Source organism: Litchfieldia alkalitelluris (genome assembly GCF_002153425.1).
In the GTDB taxonomy this organism is placed as follows: domain Bacteria; phylum Bacillota; class Bacilli; order Bacillales; family Salisediminibacteriaceae; genus Evansella; species Evansella alkalicola.
The window spans coordinates 2,486,284-2,508,781 of record NZ_KZ119600.1; the positions used below are offsets into that span (position 1 = coordinate 2,486,284).

22 protein-coding genes and 2 other RNA genes are annotated in these 22,498 nt (G+C 37.9%); 5 read left to right on the forward strand and 19 right to left on the reverse strand.

Going from position 1 to position 22,498, the window contains the following annotated elements; genetic code table 11:
• Nucleotides 1-45: 45 nt before the first annotated feature.
• The 3 genes from BW724_RS11860 to BW724_RS11870 form a co-directional block, all read right to left on the reverse strand.
• Nucleotides 46-453: a CoA-binding protein gene (locus BW724_RS11860; RefSeq protein WP_088075420.1), complete on the reverse strand. Its 408-nt coding sequence runs from the start codon at nucleotides 451-453 to the stop codon at nucleotides 46-48.
• Between the two features lie 53 nt (nucleotides 454-506).
• Nucleotides 507-926 carry a universal stress protein gene (locus tag BW724_RS11865; RefSeq protein WP_088075421.1) on the reverse strand — a complete coding sequence of 140 codons (420 nt, stop codon included), beginning with the start codon at nucleotides 924-926 and terminating at the stop codon, nucleotides 507-509.
• 341 nt (nucleotides 927-1,267) lie between these two features.
• Nucleotides 1,268-2,782: a carboxypeptidase M32 gene (locus BW724_RS11870; protein WP_088075422.1), complete on the reverse strand. Its 1,515-nt coding sequence runs from the start codon at nucleotides 2,780-2,782 to the stop codon at nucleotides 1,268-1,270.
• A gap of 159 nt (nucleotides 2,783-2,941) precedes the next feature.
• Here BW724_RS11870 and BW724_RS11875 point away from each other — a divergent pair, with 159 nt between their 5' ends.
• Nucleotides 2,942-3,250 carry an iron-sulfur cluster biosynthesis family protein gene (locus tag BW724_RS11875; RefSeq protein ID WP_088075423.1) on the forward strand — a complete coding sequence of 103 codons (309 nt, stop codon included), beginning with the start codon at nucleotides 2,942-2,944 and terminating at the stop codon, nucleotides 3,248-3,250.
• Between the two features lie 37 nt (nucleotides 3,251-3,287).
• Here the strand turns inward: BW724_RS11875 and moaA are convergent, their stop codons facing one another.
• The 12 genes from moaA to BW724_RS11935 form a co-directional block, all read right to left on the reverse strand.
• Nucleotides 3,288-4,295 carry a GTP 3',8-cyclase MoaA gene (gene moaA / locus BW724_RS11880; RefSeq protein WP_088075424.1) on the reverse strand — a complete coding sequence of 336 codons (1,008 nt, stop codon included), beginning with the start codon at nucleotides 4,293-4,295 and terminating at the stop codon, nucleotides 3,288-3,290.
• A 582-nt stretch (nucleotides 4,296-4,877) separates the two neighbouring features.
• Nucleotides 4,878-5,120: a DUF2564 family protein gene (locus BW724_RS11885; RefSeq protein WP_088075425.1), complete on the reverse strand. Its 243-nt coding sequence runs from the start codon at nucleotides 5,118-5,120 to the stop codon at nucleotides 4,878-4,880.
• Between the two features lie 97 nt (nucleotides 5,121-5,217).
• Complete coding sequence (locus tag BW724_RS11890) at nucleotides 5,218-6,354, reverse strand: THUMP domain-containing class I SAM-dependent RNA methyltransferase (protein WP_088075426.1); 1,137 nt, start codon at nucleotides 6,352-6,354, stop codon at nucleotides 5,218-5,220.
• A 142-nt stretch (nucleotides 6,355-6,496) separates the two neighbouring features.
• Nucleotides 6,497-6,893, reverse strand: an RNA gene (gene rnpB, locus BW724_RS11895) — RNase P RNA component class B.
• Between the two features lie 52 nt (nucleotides 6,894-6,945).
• Nucleotides 6,946-7,353, reverse strand: a complete 408-nt coding sequence (locus BW724_RS11900; protein WP_088075427.1) for a reverse transcriptase-like protein — start codon at nucleotides 7,351-7,353, stop codon at nucleotides 6,946-6,948.
• Between the two features lie 15 nt (nucleotides 7,354-7,368).
• Complete coding sequence (gpsB, locus tag BW724_RS11905; protein ID WP_088075428.1) at nucleotides 7,369-7,695, reverse strand: cell division regulator GpsB; 327 nt, start codon at nucleotides 7,693-7,695, stop codon at nucleotides 7,369-7,371.
• Nucleotides 7,696-7,754: 59 nt separating this feature from the next.
• Complete coding sequence (locus BW724_RS11910; RefSeq protein ID WP_088075429.1) at nucleotides 7,755-8,318, reverse strand: SLOG family protein; 564 nt, start codon at nucleotides 8,316-8,318, stop codon at nucleotides 7,755-7,757.
• A gap of 82 nt (nucleotides 8,319-8,400) precedes the next feature.
• Nucleotides 8,401-8,658, reverse strand: a complete 258-nt coding sequence (locus BW724_RS11915) for a CotD family spore coat protein (RefSeq protein WP_088075430.1) — start codon at nucleotides 8,656-8,658, stop codon at nucleotides 8,401-8,403.
• A gap of 418 nt (nucleotides 8,659-9,076) precedes the next feature.
• Entirely contained in the window at nucleotides 9,077-9,826 is a 750-nt protein-coding gene (locus BW724_RS11920; protein WP_088075431.1) for a 3'-5' exonuclease, read from the reverse strand.
• Nucleotides 9,827-9,828: 2 nt separating this feature from the next.
• Entirely contained in the window at nucleotides 9,829-11,727 is a 1,899-nt protein-coding gene (locus tag BW724_RS11925) for a DUF294 nucleotidyltransferase-like domain-containing protein (protein WP_176371392.1), read from the reverse strand.
• A 38-nt stretch (nucleotides 11,728-11,765) separates the two neighbouring features.
• Nucleotides 11,766-13,103, reverse strand: coding sequence for a ribonuclease H-like domain-containing protein (locus BW724_RS11930; RefSeq protein ID WP_088075433.1), 1,338 nt, complete (start codon nucleotides 13,101-13,103; stop codon nucleotides 11,766-11,768).
• Between the two features lie 24 nt (nucleotides 13,104-13,127).
• Nucleotides 13,128-15,416, reverse strand: coding sequence for a DEAD/DEAH box helicase (locus BW724_RS11935; RefSeq protein WP_205160369.1), 2,289 nt, complete (start codon nucleotides 15,414-15,416; stop codon nucleotides 13,128-13,130).
• 263 nt (nucleotides 15,417-15,679) lie between these two features.
• Between BW724_RS11935 and pgeF the strand changes: the two genes are divergently transcribed.
• Complete coding sequence (gene pgeF / locus BW724_RS11940; protein ID WP_088077880.1) at nucleotides 15,680-16,465, forward strand: peptidoglycan editing factor PgeF; 786 nt, start codon at nucleotides 15,680-15,682, stop codon at nucleotides 16,463-16,465.
• A gap of 5 nt (nucleotides 16,466-16,470) precedes the next feature.
• Here pgeF and BW724_RS11945 read toward each other — a convergent pair whose 3' ends face one another.
• From BW724_RS11945 to BW724_RS23635, 4 genes are all read right to left on the reverse strand, one after another.
• Nucleotides 16,471-17,610 carry a CapA family protein gene (locus BW724_RS11945; RefSeq protein WP_088075435.1) on the reverse strand — a complete coding sequence of 380 codons (1,140 nt, stop codon included), beginning with the start codon at nucleotides 17,608-17,610 and terminating at the stop codon, nucleotides 16,471-16,473.
• Nucleotides 17,611-17,783: 173 nt separating this feature from the next.
• Nucleotides 17,784-18,644, reverse strand: a complete 861-nt coding sequence (locus BW724_RS11950; protein WP_088075436.1) for a polysaccharide deacetylase family protein — start codon at nucleotides 18,642-18,644, stop codon at nucleotides 17,784-17,786.
• Between the two features lie 203 nt (nucleotides 18,645-18,847).
• A complete protein-coding gene (locus tag BW724_RS11955; protein ID WP_088075437.1) occupies nucleotides 18,848-19,900 on the reverse strand; it encodes a C40 family peptidase in 1,053 nt (350 codons plus the stop codon).
• Nucleotides 19,901-20,117: 217 nt separating this feature from the next.
• Nucleotides 20,118-20,288, reverse strand: coding sequence for a hypothetical protein (locus BW724_RS23635; RefSeq protein WP_176371393.1), 171 nt, complete (start codon nucleotides 20,286-20,288; stop codon nucleotides 20,118-20,120).
• Between the two features lie 136 nt (nucleotides 20,289-20,424).
• On the opposite strand from BW724_RS23635, the gene BW724_RS24270 reads away from it, so the two are divergent.
• The 3 genes from BW724_RS24270 to BW724_RS11965 all read left to right on the forward strand — a co-directional run bounded on the left by BW724_RS24270 (nucleotide 20,425) and on the right by BW724_RS11965 (nucleotide 22,405).
• Complete coding sequence (locus BW724_RS24270) at nucleotides 20,425-20,556, forward strand: hypothetical protein (protein ID WP_268876148.1); 132 nt, start codon at nucleotides 20,425-20,427, stop codon at nucleotides 20,554-20,556.
• 124 nt (nucleotides 20,557-20,680) lie between these two features.
• Nucleotides 20,681-20,853, forward strand: a non-coding RNA gene (gene ssrS / locus BW724_RS11960) — 6S RNA.
• A 280-nt stretch (nucleotides 20,854-21,133) separates the two neighbouring features.
• Entirely contained in the window at nucleotides 21,134-22,405 is a 1,272-nt protein-coding gene (locus tag BW724_RS11965) for an L-lactate MFS transporter (RefSeq protein WP_088075438.1), read from the forward strand.
• The last annotated feature ends 93 nt before the right edge of the window (nucleotides 22,406-22,498 follow it).

The window sequence follows — 22,498 nt, forward strand, 5'->3', positions numbered from 1 at the left end:
TAAATGTTTGTAAAAATTAAACAACCGGCGCAGGGCCGGTTGTCCTTACTTCGTTAGAGCGTGTTCTACTTTAATACATCGATCCATAATTACGGTCATACCGGCATTTTTTGCAATTTCTGCTGCTTCTTCATTAAATAGGCCTTGTTGTGCCCAAAAAACTTTTGCCTCTACAGATTCGGCTTCTCTTGCAACCTCAGGTAAGAATTCACTACGTCTAAATACATTTATAATGTCAACTGGTTGAGTCAATTCTTTTAAGGTTGGAACTGCTTTGACTCCCAAAACTTCTGTTACAGTTGGATTAATTGGAATGATTTCATACCCTGCGTCCTGCATCGCCGCAGACACCTGATAAGAGGTGCGTTCTGGATTGTCTGATAACCCAACAACAGCAATTATTTTCGCCTCTTTCAAAATTCCTTTGATTTCTTCTCTACTTGGATTTTCCATTATTATTAACTCCCTACTTTCATTGAATTTTTCTATATCAATTACTCTCTCCATTACTTAACAATTAAAACTGGACAGTTTACCCGTTTTGCAACTTTGTGAGAGACACTTCCTAAAACCATTTGTTGAAGTGGGTTCAAGCCTCGGCTACCAATTATAACAATATCATACTCCCCATTATTTGCTTCCCGAACGATTGTTGGTCCAGGATCCCCGTATATGTGTATTGCCTTTATAGACAAGCCTTCTTGACTTATTGTTTTTTCGATTTCTGCTGTTTTAATTTTTAACTCTTCTGGTACCTCTCTCACTTTTACATCATCGATTATTTCCTTTCTGCCTGGAATATCATCAACAACGTGAATAAATGTAATTATTGCTTCTTTTGTTTTCTTTGCTATATAAATTGCTCGCTCCATCGCACGAATGGAATGATTAGAGCCGTCAGCAGCCAAAAGTATATTTTTATACATGATGGACCCCCTCTTTGAAAGCGCTTATAATATTATAATTCTATTATAAATTGCACAATCCTTTTTTATCTATAGTTAATCTTGCTTTAAATATATTTTTCTATCGTGATTGATAAAAAATTGTATTGACATTCACTACAGTACATTCCCTTTTACTATAGACATTAACCCAAAATAAATAAGAACACTCGTTCTTAACTCCTATAATTATTTTATTATATATCAACTAAGTTATACTTGTACGGTACGTGAAAAATTAAACTAGGTGTTGCTTTTGATAATAAATGTTTGCTCACAAAAAAAGCTGACCCTATAAGTCTTTGGATCAGCTCTAGATTTATTTAAGAAAGTTTATACACTTCTCTGTACTTCTCTTTTAAGTAATTAATTAAATGGGTTGGATTTATCCCTTCACCAGTCGTGTCCTTTAATATTTCTAACGGTTCTTTGCTTTTTCCATATTGATGAACGTTCTCGGTTAGCCATTCCTTAATCGGTGCTAAATTCCCTTCACGTAATAGTTCCTCAAAATTAGGTATGTCCTTATCCATAGCTGTCTTCAGCTGCGCTGCATACACGTATCCTAATGCGTAAGATGGGAAATAACCGAAGGATCCACCTGACCAGTGAACGTCCTGTAGTACCCCTTCAGCATCTGTTGAAGGACGTATACCAAGGAACTCCTCCATCTTATCATTCCAAGCCTCTGGGAGGTCCTTTACCTCAATGTCGCCATTAATAAGCCCTTTCTCTAACTCGTATCTTAAGATGATATGAAGAGAATAGGTCATCTCATCTGCTTCAATACGAATAAATGATGGGCCTGCAACATTAATTCCACGATAGTACGTATCTAAATCTATGCCTGCAAATTGTTGTGGGGAATAGCTTTTCAATAGGTCATAATTCTTCTCCCAGAAAGCTCGGTTTCTTCCAACGAAGTTTTCCCAGAAGAGTGATTGGGATTCATGTATCCCCATCGATGTACCAGAGCAAAGTGGTGTACCCACATATTTTAGGTCAACGTTTTGTTCATAAAGGGCGTGCCCACCTTCATGAATAGTGCCAAAGACGGCTGTACGGAAATCATTCTCATCATACTTTGTTGTTACTCGTACATCCCCGGGGTTTAACCCAATTGCGAACGGGTGTACTGTCGTATCTAGACGACCAGCTTGAAAGTCATATTGCATACTCTTTAAGATATCTTTACTAAGGGCTTCCTGATGTTTCTGTGGGAAGTTGTGAAATAAGAATTCTGTCTGCGGCTGATTCTTTGCTTCAGTCACTTCTTTCACCAGTGGAACAATTTCATCTCGCAATTTTCCAAATACGTTATCAATAATGTCCACAGTTAGTCCAGGTTCATATTCATCCAACAAAGTATTATACTTGTTGCCTTCATATCCAACCCATTCTACATATTTTCGATTATAAGCAACAATTTCTTCCAAATAAGGTTGAAATGATTTAAAATCATTTTTTTCTTTTGCCTCTGCCCATGCTGATTCTGCCTTTGCAGTTAAAACAACGAATTTTGAATATTCCTCTTCAGGTACATTCGTTAGTTTTGTATATTCCTTTTTACACTCTAAGAGCGTTCCTTTCGTAACATCACCTAACTGTTGAAAAATTGAGTCTTCTGATAAATCTTCAATAAAGCTTTTCATCGTATCAGATGTTTTCATTCGGAAGACTTCTGAAGATAGAGTACCAAGGACTTCTGAACGTTGCTCTACCCCTTTTCTAGGTGCACCTGTACGTAAATCCCAAGCCATGAGTCCAATAGCTTCACCATAATTGCTCATCTTTTTCACATAATCACGGAACGCTTGTTCCTTCGCTTCTACTGACATATAAAATCCCCCTTGCAATATGTATTGAGAGCCAGTCTCGTAAAGATTACTAAGTTACATTTTATATTATAACATTCCCACTCTTCTTAAAACATGTGTGTGCCTTTACGTCCCCTCCTTTTCCTGTCTATAATTAAGACATGAAAGGATGACTATTACATGGAGTTAACGATTACAAATTCAGCTGTACAGTTTTATAAAAATGAAATGAATCTAAAAAACGGAGATACTGTCACACTATTTGTTAGGGTTGGTGGTGTTGGATCAGGAGGATTTTCTGCAGGGATTGTTATAGGGACGCCTGTAGTTCCTTATTTCAATTATGATAAAAGTGGAATTAGTTTTTGTGTGACGGAAGAAGATGTGTGGTATTTTAACGATATGACAATCGATTATAATAAGGATATGGAAGAAGTTGTGTTCCAAAATCCAAAGATCGGTGACGTTGTAAACCCAAATGATATGTAAAAAGGCTGGGATCATGGAGTCCCAGCCTTTTATTGATTTATCCACCAATGTGGGACATTTCAATTTTTTTAATCTCTTTTTTATCTGTATGACTTAACCGTTCTTCTGAGTATTTATCTTCACGATTCGTCCATATTTCTTTAATTTTTGTAATCATTTCTTCATCACTTGCTCCTGCACGTAAGAAATCACGTAAATTATGGCCTTTTGAAGCAAATAAACAAGTGACTAGATTCCCATCTGCAGATAAACGTGCTCTTGAGCAAGTGGAGCAAAAAGCATCTGTGACAGAGGAAATGATCCCAATTTCATTGTCATTATCCTTATATTTATACCTATCTGCCACTTCACCTAAATAGTTTGGATCAACTGGTTCTATTGGAAGTTCTTTGTTGATAATAGAGAAGATCTCTTTCTTACTCACAACATGATCTAATTTCCAACCATTTGTGTTTCCTACATCCATATATTCTATATACCTTAATATCACTCCCTTATCTTTAAAGAACCTTGCCATTGGGAGGATGTCCTCTTCGTTCATACCTCGTTTCACAACCATGTTTATCTTTACCTGCAAGTCAGCCTTAAGGGCAGAATTAATTCCATCTAAAACGGACTGGACACCGATATTTCTTCCATTTATATATTTAAACTTCTCATCATTTAAAGAGTCTAAACTAATCGTGACTCGCTCAAGCCCTGCTTTCTTTAGTGACTTAGCTTGTGATGGTAGTAAAGATCCGTTTGTAGTCATAGCAATGTCATTTATGCCTTCAATCTCCTTAATCATTGAGATTAAGTGGACAAGGTTTTGACGCATGAGTGGTTCCCCACCAGTTATGCGAACCTTTTCTATTCCAGCAGCTTTTACAAACAGCTTAGTCATATATGCTAATTCCTCAAGAGTAAGGATTTCCGTCTTCGGCATAAACTTAAAATCTTTATCAAAGATCTCCGGCGGCATACAGTAGCGGCACCGAAAATTACAGCGGTCTGTTACAGAAATCCGTAAATCTCTTAAAGGTCTCCCCAATTTATCTTTCATGCTAAATCCCCCTAGTGTTTCTATTATAAAGGGTATAATTTATGTAACACAAGGGTGATAGCGAATGTTCGTAAATTAGTAACAATATCACTTTAATTATAGTGTTTTATTTAAAATCTTTGTAAACCATTGATGATGATGATAAATAGAAATGAGGCTGGGACATATCTAAAGTGTTTAACTGAAATTGCGAACAATAATAACTTTTGCGGAGGAAATATACGAAGTGCCTCTTCCTCTACGAGCATATGCTACGAAGCGTATCCGTCGAGGCAACTCGAAGCATATTCGTGATGCATCGCTCGTTCCTGCGGGATTAAAGGCAAGGGTGAGACCCCGCAGTGACGAGCGTTTACATCATGGATTAACTGCGAGTTGTTTCGACGCATGTTACTCCAGAGAATATCTTTTAGAGGAAGAAACACATCAAAAGAGGCTCACCAGCCGCCCGCGGTAAAGAAGACACTGCGAAGAATGAGCAGATGTCGCTCTTATGCCTGCGGTGAAAGCGAGTATATTTCCGTAGCGAATGTTCGGATTTCCCATATGTTAAAACACTTTTGTCCCAGCCTCTTCAAAATATTAATGCTTTGCTTCATGCACTTGATGTTCTAACTTTTCAATCAATCCTGAGCAATATGAAATAAATTCATCATCCATATGTTGATCTATTCCCATTTGTAACATAGACTTAGCATCGTTGATGGCACTCGTTGCATCCTCCAACTGATCCGGGTCCATGCTCATTGTTGCAGCCCCTACAGTTTTTTGAGCCGCTTTAACGGACATTTCAAGTTGATGTTTATCGTCAAATGGTTCAGACATATTAAGATTCCTCCCATACTATAGTCAGATGGCTATATGATTCATCTATACTATTTGCAACTAAAGTCTAAACCATACACTTTCAAAAGGGATTTTCCTATTTTTTTGGCGGCCTTTTTCCCCAGAATTGATAAAAGTCTGTACGTAAGTTTCCATTATACAGTTTTCTCTTTTTTGTGGCCTTTGCACCATATAGTTTTTCAAAATACTCATTTGAAGTAATAAAATACGCAGACCACGTTTCAAGGGGACGGAACGTTCTGCCCATTTCACGATATAAGTTTTCTACATATGATTTCTCATTCATTCTCTCACCGTATGGTGGATTCCCAACAATGACACCAAATTCATCTTTTGTAGTAAAATCCTTTACCTGCATCTGCTTGAACTTAATTTGATCAGGAAATCCTGCTTCCATAGCGTTATTATTAGCTAACTCAATCATTTTATGGTCGATATCTGAACCAAAAATATGGAGGGGTTGATCATATTTTGCTAAATCCTCCGCTTCCTCCAATGCACGATCATGCCATTCCTGTTGATACCACTCCCAAGCTTCAAAAGCAAATTCTCGATTAATACCAGGTGCTATGTTTTGTCCAATCATAGCAGCTTCAATAGGCAGTGTCCCTGAACCACAGAATGGATCTACAAATGGACGATCTGGATGCCAATTAGTTAATTTAATCATGGCCGCTGCTAGAGTTTCCTTTAAAGGTGCTTCATTATGTAAGTACCGATACCCACGTTTATGTAAGCCTGTACCGCTTGTGTCAATGGTGAGTGTTGCTACGTCCTTTAATAGAGCAACTTCGATACGCATTAAGGCTCCTTTTTCTTCGAACCAGCTTACACGATGCGTTTGCTTTAAGCTCTCCACAACAGCTTTTTTTACAATTGCCTGTGAATCAGAGATAGAAAACAACTTCGATTTTACTGATCTCCCGATAACAGGAAACTCAGCATCAACAGATATGTAATCTGACCAAGGAAGTGCTTTTGTTTTTTCAAACAGTTCTTCAAAGCTATACGCCTCAAATTGTCCTACAACTAACTTAATTCTATCTGCAGAACGCAACCACAAATTCGCACGGGAAATACCTGATGGATCTGCCTCAAAAATAACTTTACCATTTTCAACTTTTACGTTTTGATATCCTAAAGCCTTAACTTCATCTGCAACAATGGATTCTAAACCCATAGCAGCAGTTGCAATTAATGTAACTGAATTCACTACTAGTTCACCCTTTCATCTTACTTTGTACTATTATGACCTATCTCTGTGACATGATCAATTATGAATAAGAAAAAACTCTACGATACGTGAAATATCGTAGAGTCATAAGTAAATGTTATAGTTGACGACGCCATTCATGTTTTGTAAGCCATGTTCTGTACCATCGTACTGCAAACGGCTGTCAAACCTCGTACTCCGGCAGCAATCATCTGTCTACAGACAAGTGTGTCTGTTCCCCATTCCGTTCAGTTCCTTCCTGGGGATGCCCCTACCTAATTTTGGGTTTCTCGCTCGTGGGGTTTACCTCGTTCCACTCTCGTCATTTCTGACCAGACTACGTCACTGTGGCACTTTCAAAGTATTCACACCATATGAAGCCAAAAGACTACACTTAGGTGTTTTCCCTGCCGTTAGCCCAGTAAAACCAGACTACCCTAGCTTATGACTTCGCTAGGCACGAACACTACAGTCATCTCAGACTGTGCGAGCATGGACTTTCCTCTACTTCTAAAAAGAAGCAGCGATTACTCAAACATGTATGGTTGTCTTAAGCGACAATAATTATCTTACCACACAGAAAATAGCGATTCAAGTTCCTTTTTTTTCCTTAGACCTTTGAATCGCTCGTCTCGCTAATTGATCAGCTTCTTTATTTTGTTTACTTGGTATCCATTTAACAAAAACATGGTCAAAATGCTTATCTATTAAATTCAATGCTTGGTCCAATAAATGTCGATAAGTTGATTTTTTTACATACCGCCTATCTAAAGCATCATCAAGAATTTGAGAGTCTGTACGTATAGATAATATTCCAAACTCATAATCCTTACAAATCTTTAGTGCTTCAATTAATGCTTGGAACTCTGCTTCATGATTTGACATGATGTCCAAAGGAACGGCATATCGCAGTAGTTCACCTTTATTTTTTATGAAAATACCAGCACCTGATGGACCAGGATCTCCTGCACTAGCACCATCAATATAGACTTCAATCAAGGTCTTCTCCCCTTCTTAATCTTGAAGTTTACTACCAAATACGTGCTTTTCCAAGTTTGAGAGACGTCTTAAAATGTCATAGTTTGTATTCCCTTGTGTTGGTGCAGCAGTTTGGGCTTGTGGCTGACGTTTAGAGTGCTCTGTTAATGTGACAGCTTCTTTCTTTAAACGTTCTACTTCTTTTTCTAACCAATTCACACGTGTTTCAAAAGCATCGTAATCCTTAATGATCTGATCTAAAAATTGATCCACTTCTTCTTGATTATATCCTCGAAGTCCTGTTTTAAAATCTTTCTCTAAAATATCTTTTTGTGTTAAACGGCTAATTCGTTTCTGACTCAAGTAAGTTCACCTCTATTAATCCATCTTTTATTTTATTTTTTCAAAAACGTGTACGCTTGTCAATTCCAAAGGTTTTCTTCCTGTGCTTCTCGAATCACATCATCAATTTCATCAGGTGTTAAATAAAAAATTGGATATCCAGTAGCCTCTTCCCTCTTCTTTGCATACGTTAAGTAGTAATTGGGTGAGCCTTCTGTATTTTCATCGTATAGTACTAAAAACGCATCACTTTTATCGATAATAAATTGATTCTTTTGTCGAAGCTGGGAGGAGTGCTCATACTTTCTCTTTGATATATAATCATTATAATCGCTTTGTCCCCATATGTATGCATATAATTGTTTGACTGGATCACCCCACCTTTCTTCTTGCTCGTAAAATGGTGCCAATGTGGCTACTTTCAATTCAGGATACTCTTCCTTTAGCTGTATAGCTGCTTCAGCAGCCCAAAGTTCTACTCCTGGCTGACCACTTGTTATGATCCATTCTACACCGAAATCATCTATGAGGGATTTAATCTTTTTTTTGATCGCATATTTAAGATAATCCAATTGGTCATGCTTTTCATTATATATGCCAAGCTCGTGTGGTTTATAACCTGATACGGCTAATACTGAGTACAATATTTTCTACCTCCATGTCTCAAAAAGGTTGAAGCGAACCAGCTTTAAGCAGCTGGTTCGCTTAATCACATTCAAACTTCAATTAGCAACCACGGCGAGGTGGGCAAATAAAGTCTTGGCAAGTCGTACGGCAAACCGTTGACTCTGTATGAGGGAAACTATGATAGTATCTCCAGTTATTATTCACTACATTTGTTGTGTGGCTAGGGTGAACGACAGGTACTACATGATCAACATCAAACTGTCTCACTGATTGACGAGTAGGTGCCACTCTTTGTGGGTAATATTGTGCTGCTCTTGGCGCTGGGCCAGCAGGTACTCCTGGTCGTGGACTAAACATAATGTTATTTCCTCCTTTATTTTTTGATTCAATAACAAACTATGTAACCACGACTAAAAAGTACTAGTGTATGTACCTAATTTTGCCGTCCAATTTTAATAATACTCGTACTGTAAAGGTTTTGTATGTATGTAACCTCGTCGAAGGACCATTCCAACAACGAGTATATGACTTGTCTACTATTGAAAGACCCAAAAAGTCATTCCGATAATAACAAAAAATGAAATTAAAAATAGTCTAGCCATTTCCCTTCACCCTCTCCAGATATTCGACTTTATTTTAAAGGGAAAGACAAAGATATACAAGATGATTTTCTTACCATTTCCCTTTATCTACAGGCTTCGTCAAAATAACGGAGTTTTCTGTCTATTTTATCGAATGTAGGCTGTTTTTGCGCTTACCGAGGAAATAATTTTTATTAGAATAGTGTTCGCCGCTGCTTCATGGACTTTGTTGCTTTTTTCCAATCTGAATATGTATGTATACCATGCTTTTTAAGTTCAAATACGAATTTTTGAAAAAGCATTGCTGTCATCTCCGCATCATCTAGTGCATGATGCCTATTTCTTTTTTGTATATTAAACTTTTTAATTAATTCATCTAAGTTTAAACCTTCATACGATAAAACTTGCGCCATCTCATATGAATCAATATATTTTGGGGCATATCCCTTAAACCCCCATCGTTCAGCCTCCACCTTTAAGAAATGAACATCGAAACTTGCTGGGTGAGCTACAAGAACAGTTCCTAATGAAAAGGAAAGAAACTTCGAGAATACTTGTGGAAAAGAGGCGCCTTTCTTCCACGTTTCATAATCAATCCCTGTTAATTTTACAATTTCAGATGAAGGTGGCTCAAGTGACTGAATGACCTCATAGTAATGCTCTGGATACTTTACTTTTTTCATATTTATTTTCTTTGCACCTATTGAAATAATTTCATCTCCAATAAGGGGATAAAAACCAGTTGTCTCTAGGTCAAATACTGTAAAGGTTAACTCGTCTAATGGGGTATTTTCAAGATCTTCCATAGCTTTTTGTTGACCAAATTTAGTAATCACCTCTTGCTGTATATCTTTATTTTCCTTCTTCCAGCGCAAACGTTCATTTTTCTTCTGATGATACTCAAGAAGAAAATATTTTAAAACCTTTAGCAGTGAAATTGTCATCCCTATATCCCCCGGTTTCTTGCATAACTCAATTCACAGAATTGCTGTATTCGTTTTGCAACCGATAAAGCTTCTTTTAGTTTCTTCCTATCATCCTTTGGTAGATCAATTAAGTTAATTTCATTAGATAACTGGTGATGGCTTCTAATCTGAGATAGGTTTTTACGAATGCGAATTTGTGATAGGAAATCGAAAGCAAACATAGCATTTCTTGCATCACGATGGTGAAACACTTCCATTTTTTCTAGTGTTTGGAGACGTTTTAATGTACTAACATCTTGAATTCCGTATTTAATGGCAAAGATTCTTACACCATTAACAATTTGCATCAAAGCAGATTTTTTTAAGTCAAGATGCTTCTTCCGTCCCTTTATACTTATTAGTTGTGGAACCCGAAAACGGATCGTATCCTTCACTAACATAAATTGCAATACTTTCCCTTTCTGAATATAACTTGTAATCCTATTCCTAAGAGTATTAGCTAAATCAAAATCTCCATATATCGGTCGGTAGTCACAAAATATGGTGAAATCACGAACCTCCTGAGCATCAGTTTCCTTTACCCATCTTTTAACCTCTTCCTCCCAGCTATCAATACTGCGAATCCACTTCTTCTCCCCAGCCATAATTCCACCTGTACATTTAGGAAAACCTGACTCCTCAAGATATTCATTAATTCTTTTCCCTAAGACAAGAAAATAATTAAGTACGTCACTTGAATTTGGTAAATGTTCATAACTACCAAGGATAAAGCCGTTGTCCTGATCCGTACTGAATGTTTGTTCTTTACGACCTTGACTTCCCATAACAATAAAACAGAAATTGACTGGAGGTCCTCCAAATCCTTCCTGCTTCATTTCTTGTAATGCAAACTCTATTATCTTCCGATGGATATGGTCATTAAAATTAGAGATGATTTCGCATACCTCAATTGCTGGTGCTCCTTCGTCTAATAGGGACTCAATAAATTCTATAAAGCTTTTATTTTCTTTTGGTGAAAACTTTGCAATCACCTCCATACTAGTTGCCTGTTGCAATTTATTCGTTAAATTTAAAAACTTGGAGTTCTGAAGCTGCAAAAAGGATTCTGCTGTTAAAACCCCAACGACATGATCATGATTTAAAACTGGAATGAGGGCCACTTTTTCAAGTTGGAAGAATGGTAACACTTCATAGCAAAAGGCATCTTCATGTACCACGGGGTTCTTGTTTTCAATCCATTGGTCTGCTTTATCATTTCCACGATTCTTCAACAACGCTTCTATCACTTGATTGGTTGTTAAGACTCCTGAAAAATCTTTATTTTGATCCCAGACCACTAATCCAGGACTCCCTATTTCAGCCATTGTACGTGCGCACTCAATAATGGACCTTTCCCTCTGTACGGCAGGAACCGATTCCATAATAGAGCGCACACGCATGCGATAAAGAGGAATATTCTCCGCTTCAAACGATCCACCTCTTTTAATCTCATTATAAAGAGATTTCATTCGCTCCCCTATTTCATTCAAGACCACTTGAGAGAATTGTTTATTTTCAGTCATCACTTTTAAGAACGTATCTTTGCAGAATTTGATCGTCTCACACTGCTCTAAAGCCTGAACAGAAAAAACCATACTTCCCCTTGCCAATAAGATTAATGTCCCAACTAAATCTCCTGGATAATAAAATCTAACGGAATATTGCTCCCCATTTTCCCGATGTAATATATTCTTCGCAAGACCTGATAAGAGAAAGTGAATCTCCACTTCCTCCTCATTATCATGGAACAAGAATTCATTGGCCTGAAACACCTTTCTTGTGGCGCTCTTTGTAATCAATTTGAAATCCCTATCTGTAAGCAAATGAAAGGGAGAAGTCTGACGAATCAATTGATAATCTGAACTAATCATTCCACTCATGGAAAACACCCTTTCTATGAAAGGCTTTTTAATCATGATCATATTTTTTGTTTTAAACGAATCATTCTTTTTTCAATATCTGCGATGGTTCGCTGGTTAGGGCCTGTTAAACGCGTTCCTCTTTTAAGGGCTGCATGGGCTTCTTTTGCGTAAAAGTAAGCTCTATTTACATCTTTATCATGATGCTCCTCAATTTTCGCCAACTCAATCAAAGACTGGACATGGGGAATTGCACTCATTTTCATACATGATAGAAACGAATCCTTTGCTTCCATAACATTCCCTAGTTTTTTCAAGAGAACTCCTAGACGGAAAAAGGCTTCACTAGAGCCGTTTCTATCGAACATGGTACCTTTCTCATAATGTAGTTTCGCAAGGTCTAGACTTCCTGTTTGCTCAAACCATCGACCAATTTGAATATGTTCATTTGCTGTCATTTCGTCATTGCTTTTATGAAATAAACGGTTTGATATTGCAATATATAAATCTATAAGTGAACGAACATCTTGATCATTATGTTCAATAATTCCCTCCAAATGTTTAGGGTCCTTGTCATGGAGATAGTCATAATATAGCAGCGGTGCCATGCTTCCTGGCGTATCGTTTACGCGTTTTATTCCTAGCTTTTCCTGTTCCACAATAGACAGTCGGCAAGAAGGGAGTTCATGCTTCCACAATCTCCTTGCTGCATGAAGTAAATCAATATGTCCGAAAGCTGGTAATCTCGGGACTAGATTTCGAACAAACGCGTGACGCGACTTCACTTGAGGCCAGTCGAATGCCTTTCCGTTATAGCTTACGAGATAATCATCCTCGCGAAAGTCCATTAAAAACCCGTGCATAAAAGCGGCTTCGGAGGCAGGATCTCCTAACAAATGCTGAACCACCTCAATACCATTGTCTAACACTCGTGCATACCCTATCAAAAAGATCGTGTTACCTGCCCCAGTAGATAAACCTGTTGTTTCTGTATCAAAAAACAGCATTCGTGATAGTGGCACGTCTTTATTTGATAAAGGGTGTGTAATGTTGCTACACTCCCAGCGCTGAGAAATCTCTTCTAAACTCTCACGAACATTCATTAGCCCCGTAGAGGAAAATGCATAGAGTTTTCTTCGCTGATAAGCCACTTGACCTTCGAAATGGTATGGAAAAAACTCTAGTTTCTTCCACTTCACTATCAAATCATTATCCAATTCATGTTCTGTCTTAGACATAGATTCATCTAAGTCTATTCCTTTGTTTTGTTTTACATCTATTTGTTCCTTCTGAGATTTCATTTCTGCCTGAATCTGTTTCACATGAACACTATCTTTATTTTCTTTTTCCAGGTTCATATGTCCTTTCATTCGTTGCAGCTTTGATTTTAGATTCATACTTACACCAACCTCTAACTTCTCTTAAATACAACTCCCTAATAAACGTTTCACTGCTTGCTTCATATTCCGTTCAGAAAAGGCGCCAATTCCAATACACGAAGGACAACCCCCTTCACACGGACAAGACTGGATATAATCCCTCGCTTCTTGTATGATTACACCCATTTGCTTATAGACACTTTCGCTCAGGCCAATTCCTCCTGGATATCGGTCATATAGAAACACCGTTGGCTTTTCCGAATGTATTGCCTTCACTTCAGGTACTGCATGAAGGTCGCTTTTGTCGCACATGACCCTAACGCAGGCTACATGCTGTACCACATGAGCAACCCCGAGTAAGAGCTGCTCTATCTCGTTCTGATCAATTCCATCTAATTGATCCCGATGGAATGATAGGGCAATTCCGTTTGTATGGAGCTCCTGCTCGGGAAGATGGATAGGACCTGCTCCAATATTTTCAAAGGTCTCAAGCTTTATTTTTTTAAAAATCGTTGCCATCGCTGTAACCATCATGTCCCCGTACTCCAACAACCCATCACCTATATGTTTCTCTTTATCTATCTCTAACACCTTCAAATTTACGGCTAAATTTGCGTCCGTATAATATTCCACATCCACCTCACGAACAAAAGCCTTCTTTTCCTCCCAATCAAGATACTCCACTTGGAATTGTATCCCTTCATGGATATATATTGCTTCATCATGCAAGAGAGTCATGGCACTAAAAGTATCCATCTCTCCAATGACACGATGGCTCTCCACTTGTGATTGGTCAATGATTACCACATTTTCTTGCGCTGCCGAACGTAAGCTAATGTTATGAGCTGGGAATGCGTCATTCATCCAAAACCATTTATTTCGCTGTTCATGAAGGACCCTTTCTTCTGCTAGATACTCTAGGATTTCCTCCACATTAACATCGTCAAAGTCACCACCACGTTCAAATGGCAATTCATAGGCTGCACATTTAAGGTGGTCCACCAAAATAATGAGATTGTCTTTATTAATTCTTGCTGTCTCAGGTGATCCTTCAAAGAAAAACTCAGGATGCTGGAAAATGTACTGATCGATGGGACTAGAGTTTGCCACCATGATTACGACAGATTCATCTTTCCTACGGCCAGCACGTCCTGCCTGCTGCCAGCTTGAGGCAACAGAACCTGGATAACCGTTCATTACACAAACTTGAAGCTGTCCAATATCAACGCCAAGCTCAAGGGCGTTCGTACTAACCACACCAATCGTTTCTCCATTTCGTAAGCTGCTTTCTATTTCTCGTCGTTGTTTCGGTAAGTACCCTCCACGATATCCGCGAATTGATTTCCTTTGTAGTTCATTCTTCACTAGCTCCTGCAAATGACTTAAGATAATTTCGACGCTTACCCTACTCCTTGAAAAAACAATTGTCTGTATTTTTTCTTTTAAAAACGTAGCCGCGATTTCATTAACGACTCGCATAGCTTTTTTGCGAATATTTAACTGTTTGTTAACAATTGGAGGATTATATAAAACAAAGTGTTTCTTTCCCTTTGGAGCACCATTATTATTGATGAGCTCCATCGGTTCCCCAGTTAATTCTTCACTTAACTCCTTTGGGTTTGCTATGGTAGCAGAAGTACAAATAAAAGTAGGGTCACTCCCATAGTAATGACAAATCCTCTTTAACCGTCTGATGACGTTCCCCACGTGAGAGCCGAATACACCACGGTAAGTGTGTAGTTCATCTATCACAATGGTTTCCAAGTTTTCAAACAAGGAAATCCACTTTGTATGGTGTGGCAAAATTGCAGAATGAAGCATATCCGGATTAGTAATCACAACATGTCCTGCTTTACGAACGATTTGTCGAATATTTGCAGGTGTATCTCCGTCATATGTATAGCTGTTTATTTTTACATCGAGGGCATCAATAAACTCATTCATATCTGCTTTTTGGTCCTGAGACAACGCCTTCGTTGGAAAAAGATACAACGCCCTAGAATCTTTATTGTTTAATATTCGTTGAACTACAGGAAGGTTATAGCATAACGTTTTTCCTGAAGCTGTTGGTGTGACAGCAACTATATTTTTCCCAGCCATGACAGACTCGAAGGAACTGGCTTGATGCGTATATAGCTCCTTTATTCCCCGTTTCTCCAAAGCTTCTTTAATTTTTTTATCCATCAATGTAGGAAAAGGAGCATATTTTGCAGGCTCTTCCTTTATTTCGTGCCAATGGGCAACATGCTCATCTTTTCTTAATTCCCCAATTAATTCTGTTAACGACCTTTTTCCGAACACGATACTCCCTCCAGTCTTTGCTAGTTTCATTATAGCGAATATACGTTTGCCTGACAAAACCTTTTATTTACATTAGTCCATGTCACAGTAGCTAATTTGTTCTATAGCTATGTAGGACGATAAAATGACAGACACATATGATAAAATAAGAAAACAATATATTTACTTTTTCAGTTACTTCGCTTGCTACAGTCTCATCAATTTCCTTCATTTTATCAGGGGAACGAAACAAATATTAAGGGGATGATCATTTGACATCAACAGACATCTTTAAACAACAATCAGATCAACTTATGTTCATTAAAAGTTGGAATAAGAAGGACCCTTCTATTGTAGCGGGAATGACAACTAAGAATGGTGGATTCAGTACGGACACCTTCTCATCATTTAATCTTGGGCTTCATGTAAATGATAATCAACAAAATGTTATAAAAAACCGGGAAAAACTAGCTTCCCTATTAAGTTTTCCAACTAGTAATTGGGCGTGTGGTGAGCAAGTACACGATAATAAAATTATGGAAATTACAAAAGCACATACAGGCATGGGAGTCTATGATTACAAGGAAAGCCTAAAGGGAGTCGATGGTTTTTATACGAAGGATCCTAATATCCTTTTGACCACTTGTTATGCTGACTGTGTCCCTTTATTTTTTATGGAACCAAAAAGGAATTTGCTCGGGATTGCCCATGCAGGTTGGAAAGGGACAGTGAAAAATATAGGGGGAGAAATGATTAGGGTTTGGGTGGAAAAAGAGGGAGTTGCTCTAGAAGACATTTATGCTGTAATCGGTCCTTCTATTGGGGGGTGTTGCTACGTTGTGGATGATTATGTTATAGATTTTGTAAGAGAAGTGAGCCCATCTCCTAATGTAGTATATAGTGAAGTGGAAAAAGGACAATACAGTTTAAATCTTAAAGAATTAAATAAACAACTATTACAACAAGCTGGGCTTGTTTCGGAAAAAATCGAAGTAACTAAATACTGTACCAGCTGTGATCATTCAATTTTTTTCTCTCATCGGCGTGACAATGGTAACACAGGGAGAATGTTGAGCTTTATCGGGCGAAAAGAAGGTTAACTCCCTTATCGCCCTACTATTTCATATCCATTAATATCTACGTCAAACGACAGACGCTCAAGTTTTTCTAGTAGATCGTTCTCATCTTGATCTGATAATGGAATAATTTGATCTTGATAAATAAAATATGGTTTAAAAGACATAAAGATTTCCCCATCATCAATGGTTAATGTCAATAGCCCTGTTTCAGCCGTATTTCCTGTTACGTAATCAGGAAATAAAAAATTACCTAAAGAGTATGCTACAGGCACACCTTCATAATATTCAAACCCTTGGAGCCAGTGGGGGTGATGACCGACAATGGCATCAACTCCTGCTTCCACTATTTTTTTCACATAGTACTTTTGATATTCTTGTGGGATATCTGTCCGCTCAATCCCCCAATGTATATATAAGATTAAGTAATCTGTGCCTTCTTTCTCTCTCTTTACCATTTCTACTAGTTTGTCTAAATCATAAGCACCTGCAACCCCCGCTTCAGTTGTTTCATCAAAGGTATACCAGCTAACAGCAGGTACAAAGCGAGAGGCTCCCATAATATTAATTTTCTTCTCATTTATGACGTAGGATTGGGACCTGAATGCAGCATCCTCATCTTTTCCTGCACCAATATAGTCTATCCCATAGTCCGTTAAAGCTTCCATTGTATCTAATAATCCTTCTTCACCATAATCCAGGGCGTGATTATTTCCCAATGAAACTAAATCAAATCCTGCATTCACTAGTCCCTCTAGATGCTCAGGTTTAGATTTAAAATTAAATAGTTGATTGCGATCTTTATAACTGTCATCCCTAGTTGTTACAGCTGTTTCTAAATTCGCCACAGCCAAATCCGCTTGTTGAATATTGTCTGTTACAAATTTGAATGGATAGTCTGGGCCTTCTCTGTCCATCGTATCCTTTACGGACATATCCATCATTAAATCACCAACAAAAATAATTTCAACTTGACCTTGCTTTCTGCTCCAAGTGCCTTCGTTTTTAAATGTAAGGCCATTTGTCCTTACATTTAGTTTCCCGATAGGTTCTGGTTCTTCTGTGTAGCCAGAATCTATTCCTACTAGATTGCCAACGACAACTATGATTGCACCGAGAATAATGCAGAGAGTAATAAATATTAGGACCTTAAATATTCCCTTCTCCATGAAATCACCTCGTACTTTCCACTAATGGCTATTCTCGATGGAGAAGAAATATTCAAGTTTTATTAATCTAATCAAAAAACGAGTATTCCTCGAATACTCGTTGCTGTTGGCTATTACCTATTGACAGAACAGCAGGCTGGGAACTTGTCCCAGCCTGCCCCTCTATTACCAAGTTATTGTTGAAACGGTATATTTAACAAGTCTGGAACTGTTACAAATTCCAATCCTTGTGCTTGTAGTTCAGGAATAATCTGGTGTAGCGATTCAATGGTGTTTGTGCGGTCACCTTCCCAAGTAGCACCGTCATGCATTAAAATAATTGACCCTGGCTGTGTATTGCTTAGTACATTATAAGCAATTTCTTCTGGTGGATCCTCACGCCAGTCTAGAGAATCAACAGACCAACCAACAACGGTATAATTCATCTCCGCTAACTTCTCAACTAACTCATTATAAAGAAAACCGTATGGCGCTCGAAAAAGCTTCGTTCTAAATCCAAGCATCTCTGCAATAATATCTTCTGTTTGGTTTACTTCTCTCTCAAGAGTAGCCACATCTCCTTCTTCTACTAGGTTCGGATGCCAATATGAATGGTTACCAATGACATGTCCTTCCTCTTGGATTCTATTAACAATGTCTGGGTAGGCCTCCACCCTTGCCCCCATGACAAAAAATGTAGCTGGAACATTATACTCATTTAATACATCTAAAACTTGATTTGTAAATCTTGGATCAGGTCCATCATCAAAAGTGAGAGCGATTCTATTATCAGTAGCTGCCCCTTGAAGAACAACCGTATCTGGATATCTTCTCTGTAAAACTATATTAGAGACTGGTAGCTGCTCTCGCCCTCCTAGCTCAGGTCCCCCCTCTAGTTCTGGTGGTTCTTCCTCCTGCTGTCGATCCTTTCCCCACCACCATTCAGGTTCCAATAGCTTATCTTCGTTCGCCTCAACATTCAGAGCTCCTGCTGCAGCTAACATGCTAATGAAAACAAAACCACTTAAGAAAAATTTCATTAAGACACTTTTCATTTTTTTCAACTCCTTCATTATATTTAGATTTTAGAAAGCACTATTATTTTTATATTTAAACTAGTTTTTATGCGGCAAAAATAGTTTTGTTATAAGAAAAGGGGACGCAACTGTGGTCTAACTTACGGTAGTAGAGGAATTACAACACAAAAACGCCCATCTCTCATTGATAGATGGACGTTTTATTTGGTTTAATTTGTTATTTAGTCAATAACGCGTTTAGCAAAAAGATAATTATTTTGCCAGTAGCCAATATCTAAGAAATTCTCTGCAATGTGTACACCTCGAGAAGACGAGGCATGAATCATATCACCATTCCCCATATAAATTCCTAAATGTCCAACACGGCCATCCGAGTATAAATCTGGGGTTGAAAAGAAAACTAAATCTCCTGGTTGTAGGTCAGACACGGCAACGTGCGTCCCAACTGCCGCTTGCTGTCTCGAATTCCTTGGTAAAGAAATGCCATGCTTCCCGTAAACAAATTGTGTATATGACGAACAATCAAATAAATTTGGGGCCTCATGATAAGTTGCACCGAATTTGTATCCTGCACCAATGTATTTTTTCGCCTCTTCAATAATTGCAGCCGCAACGTCCTTCGCAGGTGCTGGATTATAGTCTCCAACCGGCTTTTCTTCCTTTATCGGCTCCATTTCCTTTGCCCCTTCCCATGAAGGTAGCTTTAAAATTTGGCCTGGATAAATAAGATTAGAGCCCAATTCATTCTTAGCTTTAATTGCTTGTACAGTTGTATGGTGAGCTTGAGCGATTGCCCACAAAGTATCACCACGCTGTACACGATATTTCGTTGCAGGCTTCTCCACTTGAATAGAGCCATTTTCTGGTTTGAAATAAATGAAGGCGTTAAATAAAGCACTTGCTGCATCTAGAGAAACATAACCTGTTTCCTCAATCCAACGTGGCGGTTCCACATTAATATATTCGTCTCCCCTTCTAGCACGAGTGCCTCCCATTGTGAGACGTACAGCAGTAGAACCATCTGTAAGTTCATACGTTTTTGTAGGTGATTCGAACCTGATATCATTATAGCCAAGAATTTTTGACAAATAGATAACTGGCAAATAGTATGTACCGTCCAGTTTAATTGGATCGATACCATCGACCATCTCGCCGTTAATTGCAACCCCTGCTGTTGGCACTTTTTCATATGCATGACCTATACTTAGGGGAGTAAACAAAAGTACAAAAACGAATAAGCAAGTTACAATTGATTTGATTCGATGCTTTTTCATCCTAATCCTCCTAGTTATTCCATTATCAAAATACAATGGATAGCATGTGAAAAAGTTGGTTCAATTATTCTTTCCTATTTAAAAAACTAAGCTCGGAGGATTGAAATCAGTGGGTTAATATCATGGGTGCAAATAATCCTTTCGCAAGCATTTATATTAAGTAAAATGAAAAGATATAAAGTAAAGAGAGTGCCCAAATGGACACTCCATATTAAAACTATTCTTTTCTTATGTCCCGCTCAATGATTTCATTTCGTTCCTCTCCATCTGCTAATTCCTCTGAGAATTCATGATCTTGTTTAGCTTTGTTAGTAACGAATTTTGAAGTTTTTAGTGTACCTGTTTTTAAATTTAAATTTGGTGCAGCTTCCTCGTTCCATTTACCCATGTGCCACTTCCTCCTATCCAGGAGAGATGTTAACCGCTCTCCTTCGTGTTAGTATGTCCCAATATTTTTACCAGAATGAATGTACAGTTCTTGCAAAAAATATAATGAAATCTTAAATAAAAGGAGAAGGAAACCAATGCCTTATCGTGATAAAAAGCAATATAAAGTTACTAGCGGGTCAGTAAAAAATAGTGGAGTAAAAGCTACGTATGAGTATACAACAGGCAATGAAATAAATAGAAAGAATAAAGGGAAGCAAAACAATTAATGAATGATTTCTAAACAAACATCTATCTCTAAAATGTTATTGTTAATTTTAAGTTCCATAACCTGTAGTTTCCATTGTTTTTACCTTATAACCGATGTTATATTGAAATAGAAATACAACAACTCACATCCTACGATGCTCGTGAGCTCTAAATGTCTTAAACCGATACTGATTTTATGGGAATTTTATATTCTGACTTGGACAACATGCCCTCTGGGACGTTGGAAGAATCAGTGCAAATACCCACCTGCGAGAGTGCGGGATTTAAGACAATGGGCAACGACAAAGTGGGAGTATATATTGAAGCAAACCGCATCTTTATTTATAAGATGCGGATTTTTTATATTTTAAAAGCTACCGTGAAAATATGTTTTGTTGGAAATTATCTAACAGCTTTACTCCTTATTGAAGACCTTAATTAAAAAAATTAACGATAAAAGTTCATTAAATGTCCACGGTTATACACTATTAACATTTGTGAAATATTGTACAATTTAAGAAGAGTTAATTTCATATTTTGTTTAGAAAGTAGATATATCAACCAGAAAGTACTTTCATTAAAAAGGAGAAATAAAAAATGGAAAAAACAAAAAACCGTTGGCTAATTGCTTTATCTGCAGTGGGAATTCATATATCCATCGGGTCAGTGTACGCCTGGAGCGTTTTCACCAATCCTCTCACTGAGCAATTTAACTGGGAATTATCCGATGTACAATTAACATTTAGTATTGCAATTTTATTTTTAGGTTTATCCGCTGCATTTTTAGGACATTTTGTTGAAAAATATGGACCTAGAGCGTCCGGAATTTTATCCGCCTGCTTCTTCGGTGTCGGGATTGCCGGATCAGGTTTAGCTGTATTAGCAGAAAATATTTATTTACTTTATTTATTCTATGGTGTATTTGGTGGTATCGGTTTAGGTGTCGGTTACATCACGCCTGTATCTACCCTCGTTAAATGGTTCCCTGATAGAAGAGGCCTAGCAACCGGTCTTGCGATTATGGGGTTTGGATTCGCAGCAATGATTAGTAGTCCAGTCATAAACTCTCTAATTAACTCTATTGGATTAATGTACACTTTCTTTATTTTAGGTTCCGTTTACTTTGTTGTAATTATGGCATCAGCACAATATTTAGCTCCACCTAAAGCAGGTTGGGTACCTGCAGGATTTGAGAAGAAAGCTAATGATAGCAAAAAACCAGTAAAGAAAGACTTAGCACAATTAATGGCTAACGAAGCAATTAAAACGAAGAGATTCTGGTATTTATGGATTATGCTTTTCATCAATATCACATGTGGTATTGCCGTAATATCCGTAGCATCTCCTATGGCACAAGAGTTTGTAGGTATGAGTGCTGCTGCGGCGGCGACAATGGTTGGAGTAATTGGAGTATTTAATGGTGCTGGTCGTATTGCGTGGGCTTCCTTCTCTGATTACATTGGTAGAACGAACACGTACACTGCATTTTTCGCAATTCAAATTGCAGCATACTTTATGCTACCAAGTATTACGCACGTGGTTATATTTCAAATTGTCTTATTCTTAGCAATCACATGTTACGGTGGAGGATTCGCTGTTATCCCTGCTTACATCAGTGATATGTTCGGAACAAAGCAATTAAGTGCTATTCACGGATATATGTTAACAGCATGGGCTGCTGCTGGTCTAGTTGGTCCAATTCTAACAGCTTGGTTACGTGAAACAACTGGAAGTTATGAGAGTATGTTATACGTATTCTCCGCAATGTTTATCGTAGCATTTATTACAACATTCCTAGTCCGTCTTGATGTAAAGAGAGTTCAGAAGAAACAAGACAACGAATCTACTGAGAAATCAATGGCTAGCTAACAATTAATTAATAATTTAATATCATTGAGAAGGGTGCCCTAAAAGCTTAGCTTTTAGGGGCACCCCTTCTTTAATTGCCTTTCAATATTAATA

What these genes read in the sequence shown, in the direction of transcription:
- pgeF (WP_088077880.1), top strand. Translation starts at nt 15,680, where the DNA reads ATGTTCATTAAAAGTTGGAATAAGAAGGACCCTTCTATTGTAGCGGGA.
- BW724_RS11875 (WP_088075423.1), top strand. Translation starts at nt 2,942, where the DNA reads ATGGAGTTAACGATTACAAATTCAGCTGTACAGTTTTATAAAAATGAA.
- BW724_RS11945 (WP_088075435.1), bottom strand. Translation starts at nt 17,610, where the DNA reads ATGGAGAAGGGAATATTTAAGGTCCTAATATTTATTACTCTCTGCATT.
- BW724_RS11965 (WP_088075438.1), top strand. Translation starts at nt 21,134, where the DNA reads ATGGAAAAAACAAAAAACCGTTGGCTAATTGCTTTATCTGCAGTGGGA.
- BW724_RS11935 (WP_205160369.1), bottom strand. Translation starts at nt 15,416, where the DNA reads ATGAAACTAGCAAAGACTGGAGGGAGTATCGTGTTCGGAAAAAGGTCG.
- BW724_RS11925 (WP_176371392.1), bottom strand. Translation starts at nt 11,727, where the DNA reads ATGAGTGGAATGATTAGTTCAGATTATCAATTGATTCGTCAGACTTCT.
- BW724_RS11955 (WP_088075437.1), bottom strand. Translation starts at nt 19,900, where the DNA reads ATGAAAAAGCATCGAATCAAATCAATTGTAACTTGCTTATTCGTTTTT.
- moaA (WP_088075424.1), bottom strand. Translation starts at nt 4,295, where the DNA reads ATGAAAGATAAATTGGGGAGACCTTTAAGAGATTTACGGATTTCTGTA.
- BW724_RS11870 (WP_088075422.1), bottom strand. Translation starts at nt 2,782, where the DNA reads ATGTCAGTAGAAGCGAAGGAACAAGCGTTCCGTGATTATGTGAAAAAG.
- BW724_RS11915 (WP_088075430.1), bottom strand. Translation starts at nt 8,658, where the DNA reads ATGTTTAGTCCACGACCAGGAGTACCTGCTGGCCCAGCGCCAAGAGCA.
- BW724_RS11920 (WP_088075431.1), bottom strand. Translation starts at nt 9,826, where the DNA reads ATGACAATTTCACTGCTAAAGGTTTTAAAATATTTTCTTCTTGAGTAT.
- BW724_RS11885 (WP_088075425.1), bottom strand. Translation starts at nt 5,120, where the DNA reads ATGTCTGAACCATTTGACGATAAACATCAACTTGAAATGTCCGTTAAA.
- BW724_RS23635 (WP_176371393.1), bottom strand. Translation starts at nt 20,288, where the DNA reads ATGGGTAAATGGAACGAGGAAGCTGCACCAAATTTAAATTTAAAAACA.
- BW724_RS11930 (WP_088075433.1), bottom strand. Translation starts at nt 13,103, where the DNA reads ATGAATCTAAAATCAAAGCTGCAACGAATGAAAGGACATATGAACCTG.
- BW724_RS11950 (WP_088075436.1), bottom strand. Translation starts at nt 18,644, where the DNA reads ATGAAAAGTGTCTTAATGAAATTTTTCTTAAGTGGTTTTGTTTTCATT.
- BW724_RS24270 (WP_268876148.1), top strand. Translation starts at nt 20,425, where the DNA reads ATGCCTTATCGTGATAAAAAGCAATATAAAGTTACTAGCGGGTCAGTA.
- BW724_RS11860 (WP_088075420.1), bottom strand. Translation starts at nt 453, where the DNA reads ATGGAAAATCCAAGTAGAGAAGAAATCAAAGGAATTTTGAAAGAGGCG.
- BW724_RS11865 (WP_088075421.1), bottom strand. Translation starts at nt 926, where the DNA reads ATGTATAAAAATATACTTTTGGCTGCTGACGGCTCTAATCATTCCATT.